The 18083-nt window shown below is 43.3% G+C and carries 13 protein-coding genes and 1 pseudogene; 9 read left to right on the forward strand and 5 right to left on the reverse strand.

All coding sequences use genetic code 11. The annotated features are described in order from the left end of the window. Window positions 1-109: 109 nt before the first annotated feature. The 4 genes from DBZ36_RS10905 (at window position 110) to DBZ36_RS10920 (ending at window position 5119) form a co-directional block, all read left to right on the forward strand. Window positions 110-1888, forward strand: a complete 1779-nt coding sequence (locus tag DBZ36_RS10905) for a sodium:solute symporter family protein (protein WP_120354992.1) — start codon at window positions 110-112, stop codon at window positions 1886-1888. Window positions 1889-2228: 340 nt separating this feature from the next. After that, the gene (locus tag DBZ36_RS10910; protein WP_120354993.1) at window positions 2229-3713 is read left to right on the forward strand and encodes a SulP family inorganic anion transporter; all 1485 of its coding nucleotides are present in this window, start codon (window positions 2229-2231) and stop codon (window positions 3711-3713) included. Next, a complete protein-coding gene (locus DBZ36_RS10915; protein ID WP_120354994.1) occupies window positions 3713-4579 on the forward strand; it encodes a universal stress protein in 867 nt (288 codons plus the stop codon). Before DBZ36_RS10910 ends, DBZ36_RS10915 begins: the two co-directional genes overlap by 1 nt. Before the next feature lie 108 nt (window positions 4580-4687). Continuing rightward, window positions 4688-5119, forward strand: coding sequence for a copper chaperone PCu(A)C (locus tag DBZ36_RS10920; RefSeq protein ID WP_233558127.1), 432 nt, complete (start codon window positions 4688-4690; stop codon window positions 5117-5119). Window positions 5120-5259: 140 nt separating this feature from the next. Here the strand turns inward: DBZ36_RS10920 and DBZ36_RS10925 are convergent, their stop codons facing one another. From DBZ36_RS10925 to adhE, 5 genes and pseudogenes are all read right to left on the reverse strand, one after another. Further along, a complete protein-coding gene (locus tag DBZ36_RS10925; RefSeq protein ID WP_120354995.1) occupies window positions 5260-6747 on the reverse strand; it encodes a carboxypeptidase M32 in 1488 nt (495 codons plus the stop codon). Between the two features lie 20 nt (window positions 6748-6767). Continuing rightward, a complete protein-coding gene (gene smrA / locus DBZ36_RS10930) occupies window positions 6768-7349 on the reverse strand; it encodes a DNA endonuclease SmrA (protein WP_120354996.1) in 582 nt (193 codons plus the stop codon). Between the two features lie 70 nt (window positions 7350-7419). Beyond that, a pseudogene (locus tag DBZ36_RS10935) lies at window positions 7420-8061 on the reverse strand (PilZ domain-containing protein); the annotation flags it as partial. 21 nt (window positions 8062-8082) lie between these two features. Next, window positions 8083-8820 (reverse strand): DUF3108 domain-containing protein, encoded by a 738-nt coding sequence (locus tag DBZ36_RS10940; RefSeq protein ID WP_120354998.1) that lies wholly within the window; start codon window positions 8818-8820, stop codon window positions 8083-8085. Window positions 8821-9060: 240 nt separating this feature from the next. Further along, window positions 9061-11712, reverse strand: coding sequence for a bifunctional acetaldehyde-CoA/alcohol dehydrogenase (adhE, locus tag DBZ36_RS10945; RefSeq protein ID WP_120354999.1), 2652 nt, complete (start codon window positions 11710-11712; stop codon window positions 9061-9063). Window positions 11713-12366: 654 nt separating this feature from the next. Between adhE and DBZ36_RS10950 the strand changes: the two genes are divergently transcribed. The 5 genes from DBZ36_RS10950 to oppF all read left to right on the forward strand — a co-directional run bounded on the left by DBZ36_RS10950 (window position 12367) and on the right by oppF (window position 17923). Continuing rightward, window positions 12367-13995, forward strand: coding sequence for an ABC transporter substrate-binding protein (locus tag DBZ36_RS10950; RefSeq protein WP_120355000.1), 1629 nt, complete (start codon window positions 12367-12369; stop codon window positions 13993-13995). 95 nt (window positions 13996-14090) lie between these two features. Next, entirely contained in the window at window positions 14091-15011 is a 921-nt protein-coding gene (gene oppB, locus DBZ36_RS10955; protein WP_120355001.1) for an oligopeptide ABC transporter permease OppB, read from the forward strand. A 12-nt stretch (window positions 15012-15023) separates the two neighbouring features. Further along, complete coding sequence (gene oppC / locus DBZ36_RS10960; protein ID WP_120355002.1) at window positions 15024-15932, forward strand: oligopeptide ABC transporter permease OppC; 909 nt, start codon at window positions 15024-15026, stop codon at window positions 15930-15932. Between the two features lie 30 nt (window positions 15933-15962). Beyond that, complete coding sequence (gene oppD, locus DBZ36_RS10965) at window positions 15963-16937, forward strand: ABC transporter ATP-binding protein (RefSeq protein ID WP_120355003.1); 975 nt, start codon at window positions 15963-15965, stop codon at window positions 16935-16937. Next, entirely contained in the window at window positions 16934-17923 is a 990-nt protein-coding gene (gene oppF, locus DBZ36_RS10970; protein ID WP_120355004.1) for a murein tripeptide/oligopeptide ABC transporter ATP binding protein OppF, read from the forward strand. Before oppD ends, oppF begins: the two co-directional genes overlap by 4 nt. The last annotated feature ends 160 nt before the right edge of the window (window positions 17924-18083 follow it).

An 18083-nucleotide genomic window follows, 5' to 3' on the forward strand; every position in this document is an offset into this window, starting at 1 on the left:
TGAGTGAGATCTAGTTAGCATTTTCTTATATTAGTAATACAAAACTATAATACTAATACTTATAGTGCGCGTAAGTTAATTTTGTATCAACATAATAGGAATCGTTTACATGGATCTAAACACACTCACGATAGGAATATATTTTCTATTTCTTATCGCCATCGGTTGGATGTTCAGAAAATTCACAACTAATACCAGCGACTACTTCCGTGGGGGCGGTAAAATGTTGTGGTGGATGGTGGGTGCAACTGCATTCATGACTCAGTTCTCCGCTTGGACATTTACCGGTGCCGCTGGTAAAGCGTTTAATGATGGTTTTGCTGTAGCCTTTATCTTTATTGCCAATGCGTTTGGCTACTTCATGAACTATGCCTACTTCGCTCCTAAGTTCCGCCAATTGCGCGTAGTTACCGTCATTGAAGCAATCCGGATGCGCTTTGGTAAAACCAACGAGCAAGTCTTTACTTGGTCGAGTATGCCCAACAGTGTTATTTCAGCTGGTATTTGGCTCAACGGTTTGGCGATAATCGCATCAGGTATTTTCGGTTTCGACATGAACACCACCATCCTAGCTACCGGGCTAGTGGTTTTGCTGATGTCAGTTACAGGTGGCTCATGGGCTGTTATTGCCTCTGACTTTATGCAAATGGTCATCATCATGGCGGTTACCGTTACTTGTGCCGTGGTTGCTTTGGTTAAAGGCGGTGGTATATCTAACATTGTTGAACAATTCCCGAACGACTTTTTAGTTGGCGGCAACATCAACTATGTCAGCATATTTGCGTTATGGGGCGTGTTCATCTTCATCAAGCAATTTAGCATCACCAATAACATGCTAAATTCGTATCGCTATTTAGCAGCAAAAGATTCCAAGAATGCACGTAAAGCAGCGCTACTAGCTTGCGTACTAATGACCATGGGTCCATTCATTTGGTTCCTTCCTAGCTGGTTTATGGCTGGTCAGGGCATTGATTTAGCAATGATGTACCCAGAAGCGGGAAAAAAGGCAGCTGACTTTGCCTACTTATCATTTGTTGAAATCTATATGCCAGCGGGCATGGTAGGGCTACTTGTTGCAGCAATGTTTGCCGCAACAATGTCGTCTATGGATTCAGGTCTAAACCGTAACTCAGGAATTTTTGTTAAGAACTTCTACGAGCCGATTTTACGTCCAAAAGCTGACGAAAAAGAATTGGTTTTGGTTTCAAAACTAACCTCAACCTTCTTTGGTATCGTTATTATCCTTGTGGCAATGTTTATCAACTCGCTGAAAGGATTAAGTTTATTCGACACCATGATGTATGTTGGTGCCTTGATTGGCTTCCCAATGACTATTCCAGCTTTCCTTGGTTTCTTTATTAAGAAAACCCCTGATTGGGCAGGTTGGGGTACCTTAGTGGTTGGCGCGGGTGTTTCTTACTTCGTCGGTTTTGTTATCGATGCTCAAATGGTCCAAAATGTCTTTGGTTTAGAGCAAGAGCTAACTGGACGTGAGTGGAGTGATCTTAAAGTTGCTATCGGCCTAATCGCGCATATCAGCTTAACTGGCGGCTTCTTCATGCTTAGTACCTTGTTCTACAAGCCACTAAGTGCAGAGCGTCAGCAAAATGTTGATAAGTTCTTCAACAACCTTGCAACGCCGATCGTTAGCGAGAGCTCAGAGCAGCAGCACTTAGACAATCGTCAACGTGAAATGCTAGGTCGCTTAATTGCAATTGCTGGTATTGGTGTGATGGCGATGTGTGCACTACCAAACGAACTTTGGGGTCGAATGGTGTTTATTCTATGTGGATTCATCGTCTTCTTAGTTGGTTTGTTGTTGATGAAAGCAGTTCAAGATGTTGAAGAAGACATAATCGAAGAACAACACGCGGAGCAAAAATCCTAGATAACTGCTCAAAATAACATCCATTTGTATTATTAAAGCCGCATATTCTGCGGCTTTTTTGTACCTGTATTTCCGATATTCTAAGATATCTACTTATTGGGTTTATAGTCTTCGATTTTAGGCCTCATTTTTATTGCCCTAAAACGTGATCTATCTGGCATTTTCATTGACAATTGCTAATGGACTCGTACAATTCCTAGCCATAAAAATACATGCCTTTTTTACTGCTTTGTAGCAGTACTCTTAACTTATTTCGCTAGCACTGGTCTGCGCCGATTTGTTCGAGTGCACGATTACTTACGAATGGAAACTAGGCTCTAATCATACAACAAGGAGTTTCATGCTACTTCTATCTACCAAACAAGACTGGCTAGGCAATATACGTGGTGATGTTCTCGCCGGTATTGTGGTTGCGTTGGCGCTAATACCCGAGGCAATTGCCTTTTCTATCATTGCGGGCGTTGATCCAAAAGTCGGATTATATGCCTCGTTCTGTATCGCTGTTGTGATTGCTTTTATTGGTGGTCGTCCAGGAATGATTTCTGCGGCTACTGGCGCTATGGCACTAGTCATGGTGGATCTAGTCAAAGATCATGGGCTTGAATACCTACTTGCAGCAACCTTGCTCACCGGTGTTTTACAACTTATTGCAGGTTATTTGAAATTAGGCACCTTGATGCGCTTTATTTCAAATTCAGTCATGACCGGTTTTGTTAATGCCTTGGCTATTCTAATCTTTATGGCGCAGCTACCGGAACTAACAAATGTTGGCTGGGAAGTGTACGCAATGACTGCTGCTGGTCTCGGAATTATTTATCTATTTCCTTTGATTAACAAAACCATTCCATCGCCTTTGGTAACCATCGTGGTACTAACCGCCATTGCATACCTTATGGATTTAGATATCCGCACCGTTGGAGACATGGGGGACTTACCTGATACCTTACCCATCTTCTTGTGGCCAGATGTTCCTCTAAACTTCGAAACTTTCATGATAATTTTGCCGTATTCAGTGGCGTTAGCTGTTGTGGGTCTTTTGGAGTCCTTGATGACAGCCACTATTGTTGATGACCTCACCGATACTGGCAGTGATAAAAACCGCGAGTGTAAGGGACAGGGTATCTCCAACTTCATAGCGGGTTGTTTTGGTGGTATGGCTGGTTGTGCGATGATCGGTCAATCCGTTATTAACGTTAAATCTGGCGGCCGTGGTCGCCTGTCAACCTTCGTTGCAGGTTTTGTATTGTTGTTGATGGTGGTATTCCTTAGTGACTACGTATCAGTCATTCCGATGGCAGCATTAGTTGCGGTGATGATTATGGTGTCTATCGGTACCTTCAGCTGGTCTTCAATCCGAGACATTAAGCGTTATCCACTTTCGACAAATATTGTCATGATAGCAACTGTTGTGGTTGTGGTATGGACTCATAACTTGGCAATTGGTGTGTTGGTTGGTGTTTTGTTAGCAGGTCTATTCTTTGCAAACAAAGTTAGCCACTTTATGTACGTTGATTCTAAACTTAGTGAAGATCAAAACCTGCGTAGCTACGATGTAGTTGGCCAAGTGTTCTTTGTTTCATCAACCAAGTTCAACGAAAGTTTTGATTTTAAAGAAGTTGTCGAAAAAGTTGTGATCGACGTATCACGCGCACACTTTTGGGATATATCAGCGGTAGCTGCTCTTGATAAGGTTGTGCTTCGCTTCCGCCGTGAAGGCGCCGAGGTAGAAGTGACAGGCTTAAATCAAGCGAGCGAAACCATTGTGGACAGATTTGGCGTCCACGACAAACCAGAAGAAATCGACAAAGTCCTAGGAGGACACTAATGACTCTTATCCTTGGTGACAAAATTATTGCCTGTGTTGATGGATCGCCACTGAGCCATGCAGTTGTCGATTACGCTGCTTGGGTTGCGAACAAGGTTAAAGCACCTTTGCGCCTACTTCACAATATTGAACACGCTATTCCTGGAGCGCACAGCGATCTATCGGGTAGTTTGACCCCAGGCGTACATGAAAAACTAATGGGTGAGTTAGCAGATCTAGAGCATCAACGAAATAAACTGTTGGTAAAGCAGGGTAAACTATTACTAGCGGCCGCTATCGAGCGGGCTCAAAGTAACGGTATTGAACAGCCTGAAACCAAGCAGCGTCACGGCAGCTTGTCTGACTCTTTAATTCGCTGTGAAGATACCATTCGGGTTTTGGTTTTGGGCTTGCGTGGCGAAGCACACCAAGATGACCCTAAGCACATTGGGGCTCAAATCGAATCTGTGGTGCGGGCGCTGCATCGTCCAATCTTGGTGGTCAATCAAGAGTTCAGCAGTCCTAAAAACATCATGTTAGCTTACGATGGCAGCGATGCTTCTCAAAAAGCCTTAGAAATGGTGTGCTTGAGCCCTCTTTTCAAAGATATGCCGTGCCACTTAGTCAATGTTGCTCGCAACGAAGGCGAGCACAGTGCGCTAATTGAAAGTGCTAAAGCGCGCCTAGTAGAGGCGGGTATTGCTGTGCAGGTTGCTCAATTAACTGGACGAGCTGATGAGGTTTTGTGTCAATACCAAAACCAACACGATATTGACTTGATGGTGATGGGGGCATTCGGTCATACCCGTATTCATGACTTATTGCTCGGTAGCTTTACCACTAAAATGCTTGCAGCTACCAATAAGCCGATGTTTCTATTACGCTAAAGCTTAGCTTTTAGTATAAAGCGCTGCTTAGTGTTAAAGCAGCGCTTTTTTTATAGCTGATAATTGGGTAATCTTAATTCACTAATTATTGATATATGGAACAACACTGTGATTTTAAGAGGATTGTTAAGCGCTGCGTTAATAACGATGAGTATAAGTAGCTTCGCTGCAATAGAGGTTAGCGATGGGTATTTTCGCGCTACACCTCCAGGTGCACCCAATAGTGCCGCATTTCTAAATCTAAAAAATACGTCTGATCAAACAATTTCTCTGCTTTCTGCTTCGAGTCCAATTGCAAAAACGACTGAATTACACACCATGACTATGGATGGTGATGTGATGCAAATGCGTAAGCTTGAAAGCATAGACGTGTCAGCACAAAGTACGGTGCAATTAAAGCCTGGCGGCCTACACGTGATGTTTTTTGGACTCGAATCGCCATTGGTCGAAGGTGAAAGCCAGAAGCTGCAACTTGAGTTTTCCGATGGCTCTTTCCAAATGTTGGAACTACCAGTGCAAAAAGTAAAAATGATGCATTAACGTCGCTTACTGACCCGTCCTGATAAGGGTTGACACTTTTAGTTAAAAAGCCAAGCGTCTTCGCTTGGCTTTTTTGGAGGTTACGTTGCAGATTTTGAGTGAAACTGGAGTTTTTTTGCTACAAAAATCGAAGACTAGGCCTAGCCTAAGTATCGCTGCTTGAGGTGCTCTTGAAAGTAGCTTGGATTGAGCGCCTCACCAGTTGCACTTAAGACAAGGTCATTGGTTCCTAGTAAACTAGCCTGACTCCAGATCTTAGATCCTAACCATGTAAAAATAGGGCTTAAATCCTTAGCCTTGATCAGCTCGACTACGTCTAAGTCTCGTTTCATTGCCGCCATAAACTGAGCTGCGTACATGGCACCCAAGGTATAACTTGGAAAATAGCCAAAACTGCCATCGGTCCAGTGAATATCTTGCATACAACCATCACGATAATTGCCTGCGGTGGATAACCCTAAATATGATTGCATTTTACTATCCCAAAGTTCAGGAATATCTTGGTAGGTAATTACGCCGTTAATTAAGTCGCGTTCAATCTCAAAGCGCAGTACAACATGAGCGGGGTAGCTTAGCTCGTCGGCATCAACCCGGATTAAGCCTGGATTCACTCGCGAGTATATGGTTTTTAGGTTTTGAGGTTCAAAAATAGCTGGATTGTTTTCAGAAAAATGACGTATCGCTAATGGTGACAATAACTCAATGAATTCAGGGCTTCGTCCAAGCTGCATTTCGAAAAATAGTGATTGTGACTCGTGAATACCCATAGAACGCGCTTCACCAGCAGGCAATCCAGCAAGGCCTTGCGGTAAGCCCTGCTCATAGCGAGCATGGCCTGTTTCGTGAACAATCCCCATCAACGATTGAACAAAGTCATCTTCGTCGTAACGTGTGGTTATCCGAACGTCTTGCGGTACCCCGCCACAAAAAGGGTGGGAGCTAATGTCGAGCCGGCCGTGTTCAAAATCGAATTCTAGAAGTTTCATAACCTCTAAACCCAAGGCATTTTGCTCGGCAGTAGAATAGCGTTCACTAGGAACCAAATAAGACTGCGATCGTTGTTTTTCTACGACTTCAGCACGCAATTGAGGCAACCAAGTCATTAAGTCATTAAACGTGGTTTCAACTTGAGCTGAGCTAACACCTGGCTCATATATGTCGAGCATAGCGTCATATGCACTAAGACCAGAGTCTTCAGCTCGGATTTGAGCTTCTTGACGTGATAGCGACACAACTTCGGCAAAGTTCTTACTAAATCCTTCCCAATCATTGTGTTTGCGTTGTGTTCGCCATGCGTGCTCACATTTACTGCCCGCAAGCGACTTTGCTTGCACCAGATCAGCGGGAAGAACAGTGGATAAGTTCCAGCTGCGCTTCATTTCTCGAAATGACGCACGCTCGAAAGTCTCTAGCTTTGATGTGTCAACAGCGTCAAATAAATCGCCAAGTTTATCTGCACATGACAGCTTGTGAATATGTAGAGAGAGTTCAGCCATAGCTTCGCTACGAGCCGTGTTTCCTCCACTTGGCATCACGGCGGCTTGGTCCCAGCCACAAATCGAACCTAAATGTTTAAAATGACTAATTGTTTTGAAGTGAGCTTCAAGTTCAGTGAAAGCGTGGTTCATTAAAAATCCTTTAAAGAAGTTCAGGCAAGGCGGCGGGCATGTCGCTCTCGGTTTTCAAGTTTTTTGCTGTCACTTTTTTTCAGTAACACATACAAAGCACCGGTTCCGCCGTCTTGAGCTTGTGCGCTATGGATAGCGAGCACTTGTGAAAGTTGAGGTAGCCATTGACTGACATAGCTTTTAAGTAAAGCTGGCGGTTTAGATTTATGACCTTTGCCATGCACGATCAGCAGACAGCGTAAACTAAGGCGTTGGCACTCTTCTACAAAGCGTAGTAATTCAATGCGAGCCTGCTCAAGACGGTGTTGATGCAAATCTAAGCGCGCATCGAGTGCATATTTACCCAGACGCATTTTCTTAAATACCCCATCTTGTACGCCATCTTTTTTGTATGCGACAAAGTCGTCAGGGTGAATTAAATTGACGTGATCGAGCGACAGGTATTCAGTATTACCACTACTCATTTCGCTGGCTGCTAGGCGGCGAGCTTGTTGAGCTAAGCTCGGGCCGCTAGGTTTTGTTGAAAGCTGTGCTTGATTCTGAGCTAAAGGTTTTACGTCTGAGAATTGCTCGTGAAAAAGCGCGGTATCATCTTCAGTCATGTTATCTCCTAAGCTCAAATAGATTTATGTACTCGCATAGACAACGCTAGTCTTTCTCAGCCTCTAGCACACTTTGATTAACAAGTTGGCGTTTGATCTGTTGTCGAACAACGCTTGTATCTCCCATAAACATTAAGCCCAGAGCAAACTCTTTACGATCTTTGGGCGTATTGCGTACTTGAATTTTAATGATTGTGTCTTCTTGGTGCTCAGGGAAACGGGTTTGAAGTTGCAGCGTTTTCTTTTTAAGCAGGTTAATATTAAATTTTTCGACGCCAGAGGGAACAAACTTACACCCTTTGAGAGACAAATCTTTAAGTATCCCTTTGATCACATACTTTGAGTCCAAATGAAGCGTGGCATACATGTACGATTCGAAACGGGTTTGTTTACGAAGCGGCATTTCCATCAAGTCTATCGGGTACTTGATTATCATCCAACGTTTAGGCTCATTAAGTAGGCTACTGATTTCGCTTGAAAAAGCTAACAGCTTTCCATTGATGTTCACGCGAACTCGGACCGGGCAACCCGCCGAAACCAAATTTAAGCCTGACTCTGACTTGAGACCGGTGATCCGAAGAATGATAAAGTCAGTTTCATCACAACCAATCCAACGCGCTTCAAATTCAACTTCCTGTTTGTAGCGGGTCGTTACATTGACTCCTAGAGTGATGTTATTTGGCACTCTCTTAAGTGCATCTCGATTTGTCATGAATCCATTCTATCCGTTTTTCTATCTATGCTGGCTTAAGCCATTTTCGGCATTGTCGACAAACTGTAGCTTTTTTAGCTCAAGTGTTGCCCAGGTTTTTCCGTTGCGGTTTATTTGCGCTCGCAACAGTTGGTAATCGAGCTCAGGAGCCACCCAAATAACGGTTTCGCGGGTTCCGCTGCTTCGATTTAGAATTTTTAAGGTTTGGTATTTGCCAATATCACTATCCAAAATTTCTTCGCCAACTAACTCAAAGCTATCATCTTTGAGTTCATCTGCAGCTGCGTAGTAGTACATTGGTAGCAACTCGCGTTGTTTCAAATCAAGTTGAAATTGAATTGAAAATGTAGCCGCATTAAGTACTGATCGAGCCGTGTCGGGAGAGCTGAAGTCATAGGGGGTGCCATCGATATCAATCTGCAGTTGTCCCTTAGCATTAGGACGACCGGTACTGTAGCTTTTCTTAAGTAGCTCTCGGCTACTAAATTCAAAACTGCTTAGAATGACCTGATTATCTTGAATACTAAAACGACTGATGTCTGAGTAACTCATGCCCAAACCCAGAGCACTAGCTTTGCTCTGTAGGCGATAAAAATTGTCACTAACTTTCAAAAGCTCGCGGCTTGCACTACCGATAGGTAGGCCACCAAAGTAGCCTGTGTATTCAGCTTTGAAAGGCTGAACACTAGAGCTAGCTGTTGCCGAGAATGTCACGCAAACAGCCAACAAAGCTAAATATCTAATTGTGGCTTCAATCATATCAATTGCCCAGTACCCTTGTTAAAAGTGAATAAAACGCTTTGTCTTTAGTCCGAAATAATTGATTATTTCTGAAGATAAATGTACGTTCCAATCCCTATTTCAACGTCACCAAAGGTTTTCTATCTCGGGAAATGAAGCCGCTACCCGAGTAAAACTAGCTGCATTATGCCAAAAAAAAAACCCTGAGCAAAATGCGCAGGGTTCTATTTATATTAGTAAGCTGTAGAACAGTCTAGTTTATTTTGTTTTTTTAGCGCGTTTTGGTGCTGCTACTGGTGCAGTAGTTACTTCACCTTCAACGTAAGCTGTACCGTAAAAACTTGCTAGCAATACCTGCTTAAGCTCGCTAATCAATGGGTAGCGCGGGTTAGCACCAGTACATTGGTCATCAAATGCGTCTTCAGCAATGTTATCAACTTTAGCTAGGAAGTCTGCTTCGCTAACACCAGCATCTTGAATAGACATTGGAATATTCAAGTCAGCTTTTAGTTCGTCTAACCAATTCAACAAGGCATTGATTTTATCTTCAGTATTGCCTTGTGTGAAGCCAAGGTGCGCTGCAACTTCAGCATAACGAGCGCGTGCTTTCGGACGGTCGTATTGTGAGAATGCAGTTTGCTTGGTTGGGTTATTCGTTGCGTTGTAACGAATGGTATTCGAAATCAATAATGCATTCGCCAAACCGTGCGGAATATGGAACTCAGCACCTAGCTTGTGGGCCATTGAGTGACAAACACCCAAGAATGCATTCGCAAAAGACATACCTGCAATCGTTGCCGCATTGTGTACTTTTTCGCGTGCTACTGGGTCTTTCTTACCATTAGCATAAGAGCTTGGCAGGTATTCTTTAAGCAGTTTTAGTGCTTGCAGTGCATGGCCATCTGAGTACTCGTTCGCAAGTACAGAAACATAAGCTTCCATTGCGTGAGTTACCGCATCATAACCACCAAACGCACATAATGATTTTGGCATATCCATAACAAGGTTAGCATCAACAACTGCCATGTTAGGCGTTAGCTCATAATCAGCTAGTGGGTACTTAGCACCCGTAGCATCATCGGTTACAACAGCGAAAGGTGTAACTTCTGAACCGGTACCTGAAGTCGTTGTAATACAGACCAATTCGGCTTTGCTGCCCATTTTAGGGAACTTGTAAATACGTTTACGAATATCCATAAAGCGCATTGAAAGATCTTCGAAATCTGTTTCAGGGTGCTCGTACATTACCCACATGATTTTCGCAGCGTCCATTGGTGAACCACCACCAACCGCTAGGATGACATCAGGTTCGAAGCTAAGACATGCTTCAGCACCTTTCTTCACAATAGTAAGTGTTGGGTCGGCTTCAACCTCATGGAAGACTTCAACTTCCATGCCTTGGTCTTTCAAAATTGAGCGTAGGTCGTCAATGTAGCCATTATTAAATAAGAAACGGTCAGTTACGATAAGAGCACGTTTTTTGCCTTGAAGATCTGTCATTGCAACCGGCAAGCAACCACGACGGAAGTAGATTGATTTAGGTAATTTATGCCACAACATATTTTCAGCTCTCAATGCTACAGTTTTTTTGTTGATAAGGTGCTTAGGTCCAACGTTCTCAGAAATCGCGTTACCACCCCACGAACCACAGCCCAGAGTCAAAGACGGAGCTAAGTTGAAGTTATACAGATCACCAATACCACCATGTGAAGAAGGCGTATTGATTAAGATACGAGCTGTCTTCATTTTATCGCCAAATAAGGCAATGCGATCTTGGTTGGCATCTTGATCTGTATAAAGCACAGATGTATGACCAACACCACCGATATCCAGAACGATACCTGCTTGACGAACGGCATCTTCAAAGTCTTTAGCTTTAAATACACCTAGAGTTGGCGAAAGTTTCTCATGTGCAAATTCGTCATCAAAAGATGCTTCTAAGCCTTCACCGATTAGGATTTTGGTAGAAACTGGAACGGTTACGCCTGCAAGTTCTGCAATTTTATAAGCTGGCTGACCTACGATTTTTGCGTTCAAAGCACCGTCGATTAACAATACTTTACGTACTTTGTTTGCATCGGCTTTGCTTAGAACAGCAGCGCCATATTTTGCGAAACGAGCCATGACTTCGTCATAAACTGACTCAACAATAATTGCCGCTTGTTCTGATGCACAAATAACACCGTTATCAAATGTCTTAGACATAAGAATAGAAGAAACAGCACGTTTGATATCAGCAGTTTCGTCGATAACAACTGGGGTGTTACCGGCGCCAACACCAATTGCAGGTTTACCTGAAGAATATGCTGCTTTAACCATACCTGGGCCACCGGTGGCAAGGATAAGGTTAATGTCATCATGTTTCATTAATTTGTTTGAAAGCTCAACTGATGGGACATCAATCCAACCGATAATATCTTTTGGAGCACCGGCTGCAACAGCAGCATCTAGTACTAGTTTAGCTGCGTAGTTGGTTGCATTTTTTGCTCGTGGGTGCGGAGAAAAAATACAGCCATTACGAGTTTTAAGACAAATCAGCGCCTTAAATATTGCTGTTGAAGTTGGGTTGGTTGTTGGGACAATTGCACAAACGATACCAACGGGTTCAGCGACAGTTATTGTACCGCCAGCTTCGTCACGTGCGATAACGCCACAAGTCAAATCATCTTTATATTTGTTATAAATAAACTCAGAAGCAAAGTGGTTCTTGATTACTTTGTCTTCCATGATGCCCATGCCTGATTCTTCAGCTGCCATTTTCGCAAGCTGAATACGAGCCGTAGATGCGGCTAATGAAGCTGCGCGAAAGATTTTGTCTACTTGTTCTTGTGAGTAGCTAGAAAATTCTTGCTGTGCAGCTTTAACGCGAGCAACCATCTCGTCCAATTCAGTAACGTTACTTACCGGCATTGTTTTCTCCTAGATTTAAAGTTTAAAAAGTAAATTGGTAAATCAACTACTTTTTGTGCTCTGTGTTGGTAGAGCTCAAATTGGTTTATGAACTTACTTTCACCATGATTATAGGATTGTGGTAGAAAGCAAGATTGATCTAGATCAAGTTCAAAATGAAATTAAATTACAAATGTAAGAAAATAACAAAGACTGTTTGTTGCTTTAGACTTCTTTGTGAGCAAGATCTCGTTTTCTACGCTTTCGGGCTCAAAATAAACAAGAGCTCAGTGCCATATATAGGTGAATAAGCATAATTACGTTCTATATTGGAGTAAAGTTTAGACCAGCATTTGGATTTGTCATCCTTATAGCTTGCGGCTTTGCTAATACTCCTGTTGATAAAACTAGCGATAATGGATGAAAAAGCAGAACTTTCTAATAAAACTTGATCAAAGTTTGATTTTGCTCGGTATCCGAGGCCAAAATGAGATTTATATTTGTCGAATCGATAATTCGTGTGTAGTATCCACTGCTGAATGATTGTAATAAGACTACTGCAAAAGAGGTATGAATCTTGCCTGTTTTGATCGGTTTTACACGATGCAATTCAGTTTAATAAACCATAGCGTTTATTGAGCACAAGGAAACTTGTTGAATAATATGGAGATAATAATGAGATCAGCAAAAACTGTCCTAAGCGCCGCGATTTCTATCGCACTTTTAACGGGCGTCGCAAACACAGCCCTAGCCGCAGAAGTTCCAGCGGGTACAACATTAGCCGAAGTACAAGAACTTGTACGCGGTAACGGTACTGAACCAGCTTCTCTTGACCCACACAAAACAGAAGGTGTTCCAGAGTCCCACATCCTTCGTGATTTATTTGAAGGTCTTGTTAACCAAGACGCTGACGGTAAAATTGTTCCTGGTGTTGCTGAGACATGGACAACAGAAGGCAACAAGGTTTATACCTTTAACCTTCGTAAAGATGCTAAATGGTCAAATGGTGACCCCGTCACTGCCCACGATTTCGTATATAGCTTGCAACGTGCGGTAACGCCTGCAACAGCAAGTCCATATTCGTGGTATCTCGAAATGACCACAATGCAAAATGCTGGTGAGATTATTGCCGGTAACGCAAAACCAGATTCTTTAGGTGTTGAAGCTCTTGATGACTACACGCTAAAAATCACCCTCGATTCTGCTGTGCCATATTTTGTAAAAATGATGGCGCACACTACAGTTAAGCCTGTACACAAGGCAACTGTTGAAAAATTTGGCGACAAATGGACTGCACCTGAAAACTATGTTTCAAACGGTGCTTACGTGTTGTCTAAGTGGGTTGTAAACGAGCGCATCGAAATGGTTCGTAACGAAAGCTACTGGGATAACGAAAAAACTGTTATCAATAAAGTAACTTACTTACCGATTGAAAACCAAGTTGCAGAAATGAACCGTTTCTTGGCTGGCGAAATCGACTTGACCAACGAAGTTCCTTTAGAGCACTTCAAACGTCTTAAGAAAGACCACGCTGATTCTTTGAACATTAAAGGTAACTTGTGTTCTTACTACTACGAGTTTAACAACAACAAAGCACCTTTTGATGATGTTCGCGTCCGTAGTGCACTTTCTTATGCAATTGATCGTGATATTGTAACCGAAAAAGTTTTAGGCCAAGGCCAAGTGTCTGCATATAGCTTTACGCCGTCAATTATCGAAGGCTTCTCGCCACCGGTAAGCGCTGCGGGTCAAATGACCCAAGATGAGCGTAACGAAAAAGCTAAGGCTCTACTAGCTGAAGCTGGTTTTGGTCCAGACAATCAACTTGAGTTTACTTTGTTGTATAACACTTCAGAGAACCACAAGAAAATTGCACTTGCAGTTAGCCAAAACTGGAAGAAGAACTTGGGTGTTAAGGTTAACCTTGAAAACCAAGAGTGGAAAACCTATCTTTCAACCAAGCGTGAAGGTGGACATGAAGTTAGCCGTGCCGGTTGGTGTGGTGACTACAACGAAGCTTCAACATTCCTAAGCTTGATGCAATCTAACAATAGTTCTAACACTGCTTTTTATAACAGTGCTGACTATGACGGCAAAATGGCTAAAACTTTAGAAGTTGATTCTGAAGCTGAACGTAACCAACTTTACGTAGAAGCAGAAGAGTTGCTGGCTAAAGATGTTCCAATTGCACCGATTTACCACTACGTCCAGACTCGTTTAGTTAACCCTAAACTAGGTGGATATGCGGAAAACAACGCAGAAGACCAAATCTACTCTAAAGATATGTACATTATTGCTGACTAATCCATTTGGATGGCAAGTGTACTAAGTTCTGGGCTAGCTTAAGCTAGCCCTTATTATTTATTGTCGATAGTGTTCTCGATTTACGAGACGAGTATATGTTAAATTTTATATTAAAACGGACGCTTGAAGCGATCCCAACCTTATTAATCCTGATTACCGTATCGTTTTTTATGATGCGCTTTGCACCAGGAAACCCTTTCTCTAGTGAACGTGTTTTGCCACCAGAAGTTGAAGCCAACTTGAATGCAAAATACGGTCTTGATAAGCCTTTGACAGAGCAATACTTCAACTACATGAAGAACATGCTTCAAGGCGATTTAGGTCCTTCTTTCAAATACAAAGATAAAAGCGTCACCGAACTTGTTGGTGCAGCGCTTCCGGTTTCAGCAAAAATCGGATTCTCCGCCTTTGTATTTACAGTAATTATGGGGGTCGGAGTTGGTACGCTCGCGGCCTTGCGGCAAAACACCTGGGTAGATTACACAGTAATGTCGACGGCCATGGCCGGGGTGGTGATGCCTTCCTTTGTTTTAGCGCCCGTCCTCGTCTATATATTCGCCTTGAAGTTACATTGGTTTCCGGCTGGTGGCTGGAATGGGGGGCAAATCCAATATGTGGTATTGCCAACTTTAGGTATGTCGCTGTTATATGTAGCAACCTTCGCACGTATTACACGTGGCAGCATGATCGAAGTATTGCACTCTAACTTTATCCGCACCGCGAAAGCTAAAGGCTTACCTTACCGCCATATTATTATGCGTCACGCGCTTCGTCCTGCAATGCTTCCAGTTGTTTCGTATATGGGACCTGCATTTGTTGGGATTATCACCGGTTCGGTGGTTATCGAAACAATTTTTGGACTACCCGGAGTAGGGCGCTTGTTTGTGAATGGCGCGTTAAACCGCGATTATTCCTTGGTGCTAGGAGTTACCATTGTTGTTGGTAGCCTAACTATTATTTTCAATGCAATTGTCGACATTTTGTTGGCAGTGATTGATCCGAAAATTCGTTACTAGGGGGCTGCGCTAATGATAGATGCACAAGAAAATCGCAAATCCGTTGAAACGTTTGCAGAAAACTTAGAAGTTGAAGGTCGTAGTCTTTGGCAAGACGCGATGCGACGTTTTAGTCGCAACCGCGCAGCAATGACCAGTATGTTTATCCTTCTACTCATCGTTGTTTTTATAATCTTTGGTCCCATGTTTGGCAATTACGAATTTGATGAAGCCGACTGGGGAGCGATGCATTCACCTCCTTCAATTGAAAACGGTCACTACTTTGGCACCGACTCGCTAGGGCGCGATTTATACATGCGCACCTTACTGGGGGGGCGTATCTCACTGATGGTTGGTGTGCTTGGGGCCTTGGTTGCTGTTGTAATCGGAACACTTTATGGCGCTACATCAGGATTTATTGGTGGACGTACCGACCGTGTCATGATGCGTATCCTTGAGATTTTGTACTCAATCCCATTTATGTTCTTAGTCATTTTGTTGGTGACTTTCTTTGGACGCGACATCTTGCTCATTTTTGTAGCTATTGGAGCCGTGTCTTGGTTGGACATGGCGCGTGTTGTTCGGGGACAGACTCTAAGTTTACGTAATAAAGAGTTTATTGAAGCCGCTGAGGTGTGTGGGGTTTCGCGTTGGAATATCATCACCAAACATATTGTTCCTAACGTGCTTGGCATTGTTGCGGTTTATGCGACCTTGTTAGTACCCGGTATGATCTTGCTTGAATCGTTCCTAAGTTTCCTTGGTCTTGGTGTTCAAGAGCCAAGTACCAGCTGGGGTGCCTTGCTGCAAGACGGTGCGAATACTATGGAAGTAGCATTATGGCAATTAATGGTGCCTGGCACATTTATGATTGTGACCCTATTTTGCTTTAACTATGTCGGCGATGGCTTGCGTGATGCGCTTGATCCCAAAGACCGTTAGACCAAGCGAAAAGCTGAGTTAGGAAAGAATATGAGTTTATTAGACGTTAAAGACCTCCGGGTTGAGTTTTCAACCCCCGATGGCAGTGTGACTGCCGTTAATGATTTGAATTTTGATTTAGAGCTTGGGCAAACGCTCGGGATTGTTGGTGAGTCGGGATCAGGGAAAAGTCAAACTGCTTTCGCATTGATGGGCTTGCTTGCATCTAACGGTACAATTACCGGTAGTGCCAAGTTTCGTGATAGTGAGATTTTAAATCTTCCAGAGAAAAAGCTGAATAAAATACGAGCTGAGAAAATCGCCATGATTTTCCAAGACCCAATGACCAGCTTAAATCCGTATATGCGTGTAGGCGCTCAGCTTAAAGAAGTACTTAAACTGCATAAAGGCATGAGCGACAAAGACGCCTTTGAAGAATCAGTTAAAATGCTCGATGCAGTTAAGATCCCGGAAGCTCGCAAGCGTATGCACATGTACCCGCATGAGTTTTCAGGTGGTATGCGTCAGCGTGTGATGATTGCGATGGCGCTTTTGTGCCGTCCAGAATTGCTGATAGCAGACGAACCAACTACCGCACTCGATGTAACCGTACAAGCGCAAATAATGTTGCTATTGAACGAGCTTAAACAAGAGTTTAACACCTCTATCATATTGATTACTCACGATTTAGGAGTGGTTGCTGGTAGTTGTGAGAAAGTACTGGTGATGTATGCCGGACGTACCATGGAATATGGTACGGCTGACGAAGTTTTCTACAAGCCTTCACATCCATACACTGAAGGTCTGCTAAAAGCGATTCCGCGTTTGGATACCGAGGGAGAGATTCTTCCAACAATTGCCGGTAATCCACCTAACTTGCTTAAACTGCCACCGGGCTGTCCGTTCCAAGACCGCTGCCATCGCGCCAGTGATCGTTGCTTCTCGGAAGCGCCGCCGTTGGTAGATTTTGATTCGGAGCGTAAACGCGCCTGTCACTCTGATTGGTACTTGGAGAACGCTTCATGAGCAACAAGCCTTTATTACTCGATATCGATGATTTAAAAGTCTACTTTCAGATTAAAGATAGTGGCGCTATGCCTTGGACGCCCTCGCATACGCTTAAAGCCGTTGATGGCGTTTCATTGAAGTTATACGAAGGTGAAACACTTGGCGTTGTTGGTGAGTCTGGCTGCGGTAAGTCGACCTTTGCGCGTGCTGTTATTGGCTTGGTAAAAGCCGAAGCCGGTAAGGTGCTTTGGCTTGGTAGTGATCTAACGAAGTTAGACCACAAAGCTTTGCGTGATACCCGCAAAGACATGCAAATGATTTTCCAAGATCCACTTGCTTCATTGAATCCGCGTATGACCATTGGCGATATTATCGCGGAGCCACTACAAACCTTCTATCCTGAGCTTTCTAAAACGCAAGTTAAAGAAAAAGTTCGAGCGATGATGACAAAGGTTGGTTTGTTACCAAACGTAATTAACCGCTACCCTCACGAATTTTCTGGCGGCCAATGCCAACGAATTGGTATTGCGCGCGCCTTGATTTTAGAACCAAAAATGATTATCTGTGACGAACCGGTATCGGCGTTGGATGTATCGATTCAGGCGCAAGTGGTCAACTTGTTGATGGAACTACAAAAAGAAATGGGCTTAAGCCTTATCTTTATTGCCCATGACTTGTCGGTGGTAAAACACATCTCTGACCGTGTGTTGGTTATGTACTTGGGGAACGCCGTAGAGCTTGCAGAGTCGAAGGACATGTTTGCTAACCCGAGTCACCCGTATACCAAAGCGCTAATGTCGGCAGTACCAGTGCCAGATCCTAAAGTCGAACGGAATAAGAAAATTGAGATTTTGGAAGGGGACCTACCGTCGCCTATCTCGCCGCCATCCGGTTGTGTATTTAGAACTCGTTGCCCAATCGCTGATGAACAATGTGCGAAAACAAAACCCAAACTTGAAGGAAAAATTGAGCATCAGGTGAGCTGTTTAAAAGTTTCAGTATAGAAGCATGTTGTTCAAGTTAGAAAAAGACCTCGGCATGCCGGGGTTTTTTTATGTCTAACTATTTCGTTAAATGCACCCATTTGGTGCAGCATTCACCATGAAGTATCTGATTAGTGAGGCAGTAATACTTAAATGCTGTCAGTGGGGATAGAAATTTTAA

This window comes from Alginatibacterium sediminis (assembly GCF_003610775.1).
Classification (GTDB): Bacteria; Pseudomonadota; Gammaproteobacteria; order Enterobacterales; family Celerinatantimonadaceae; genus Alginatibacterium; species Alginatibacterium sediminis.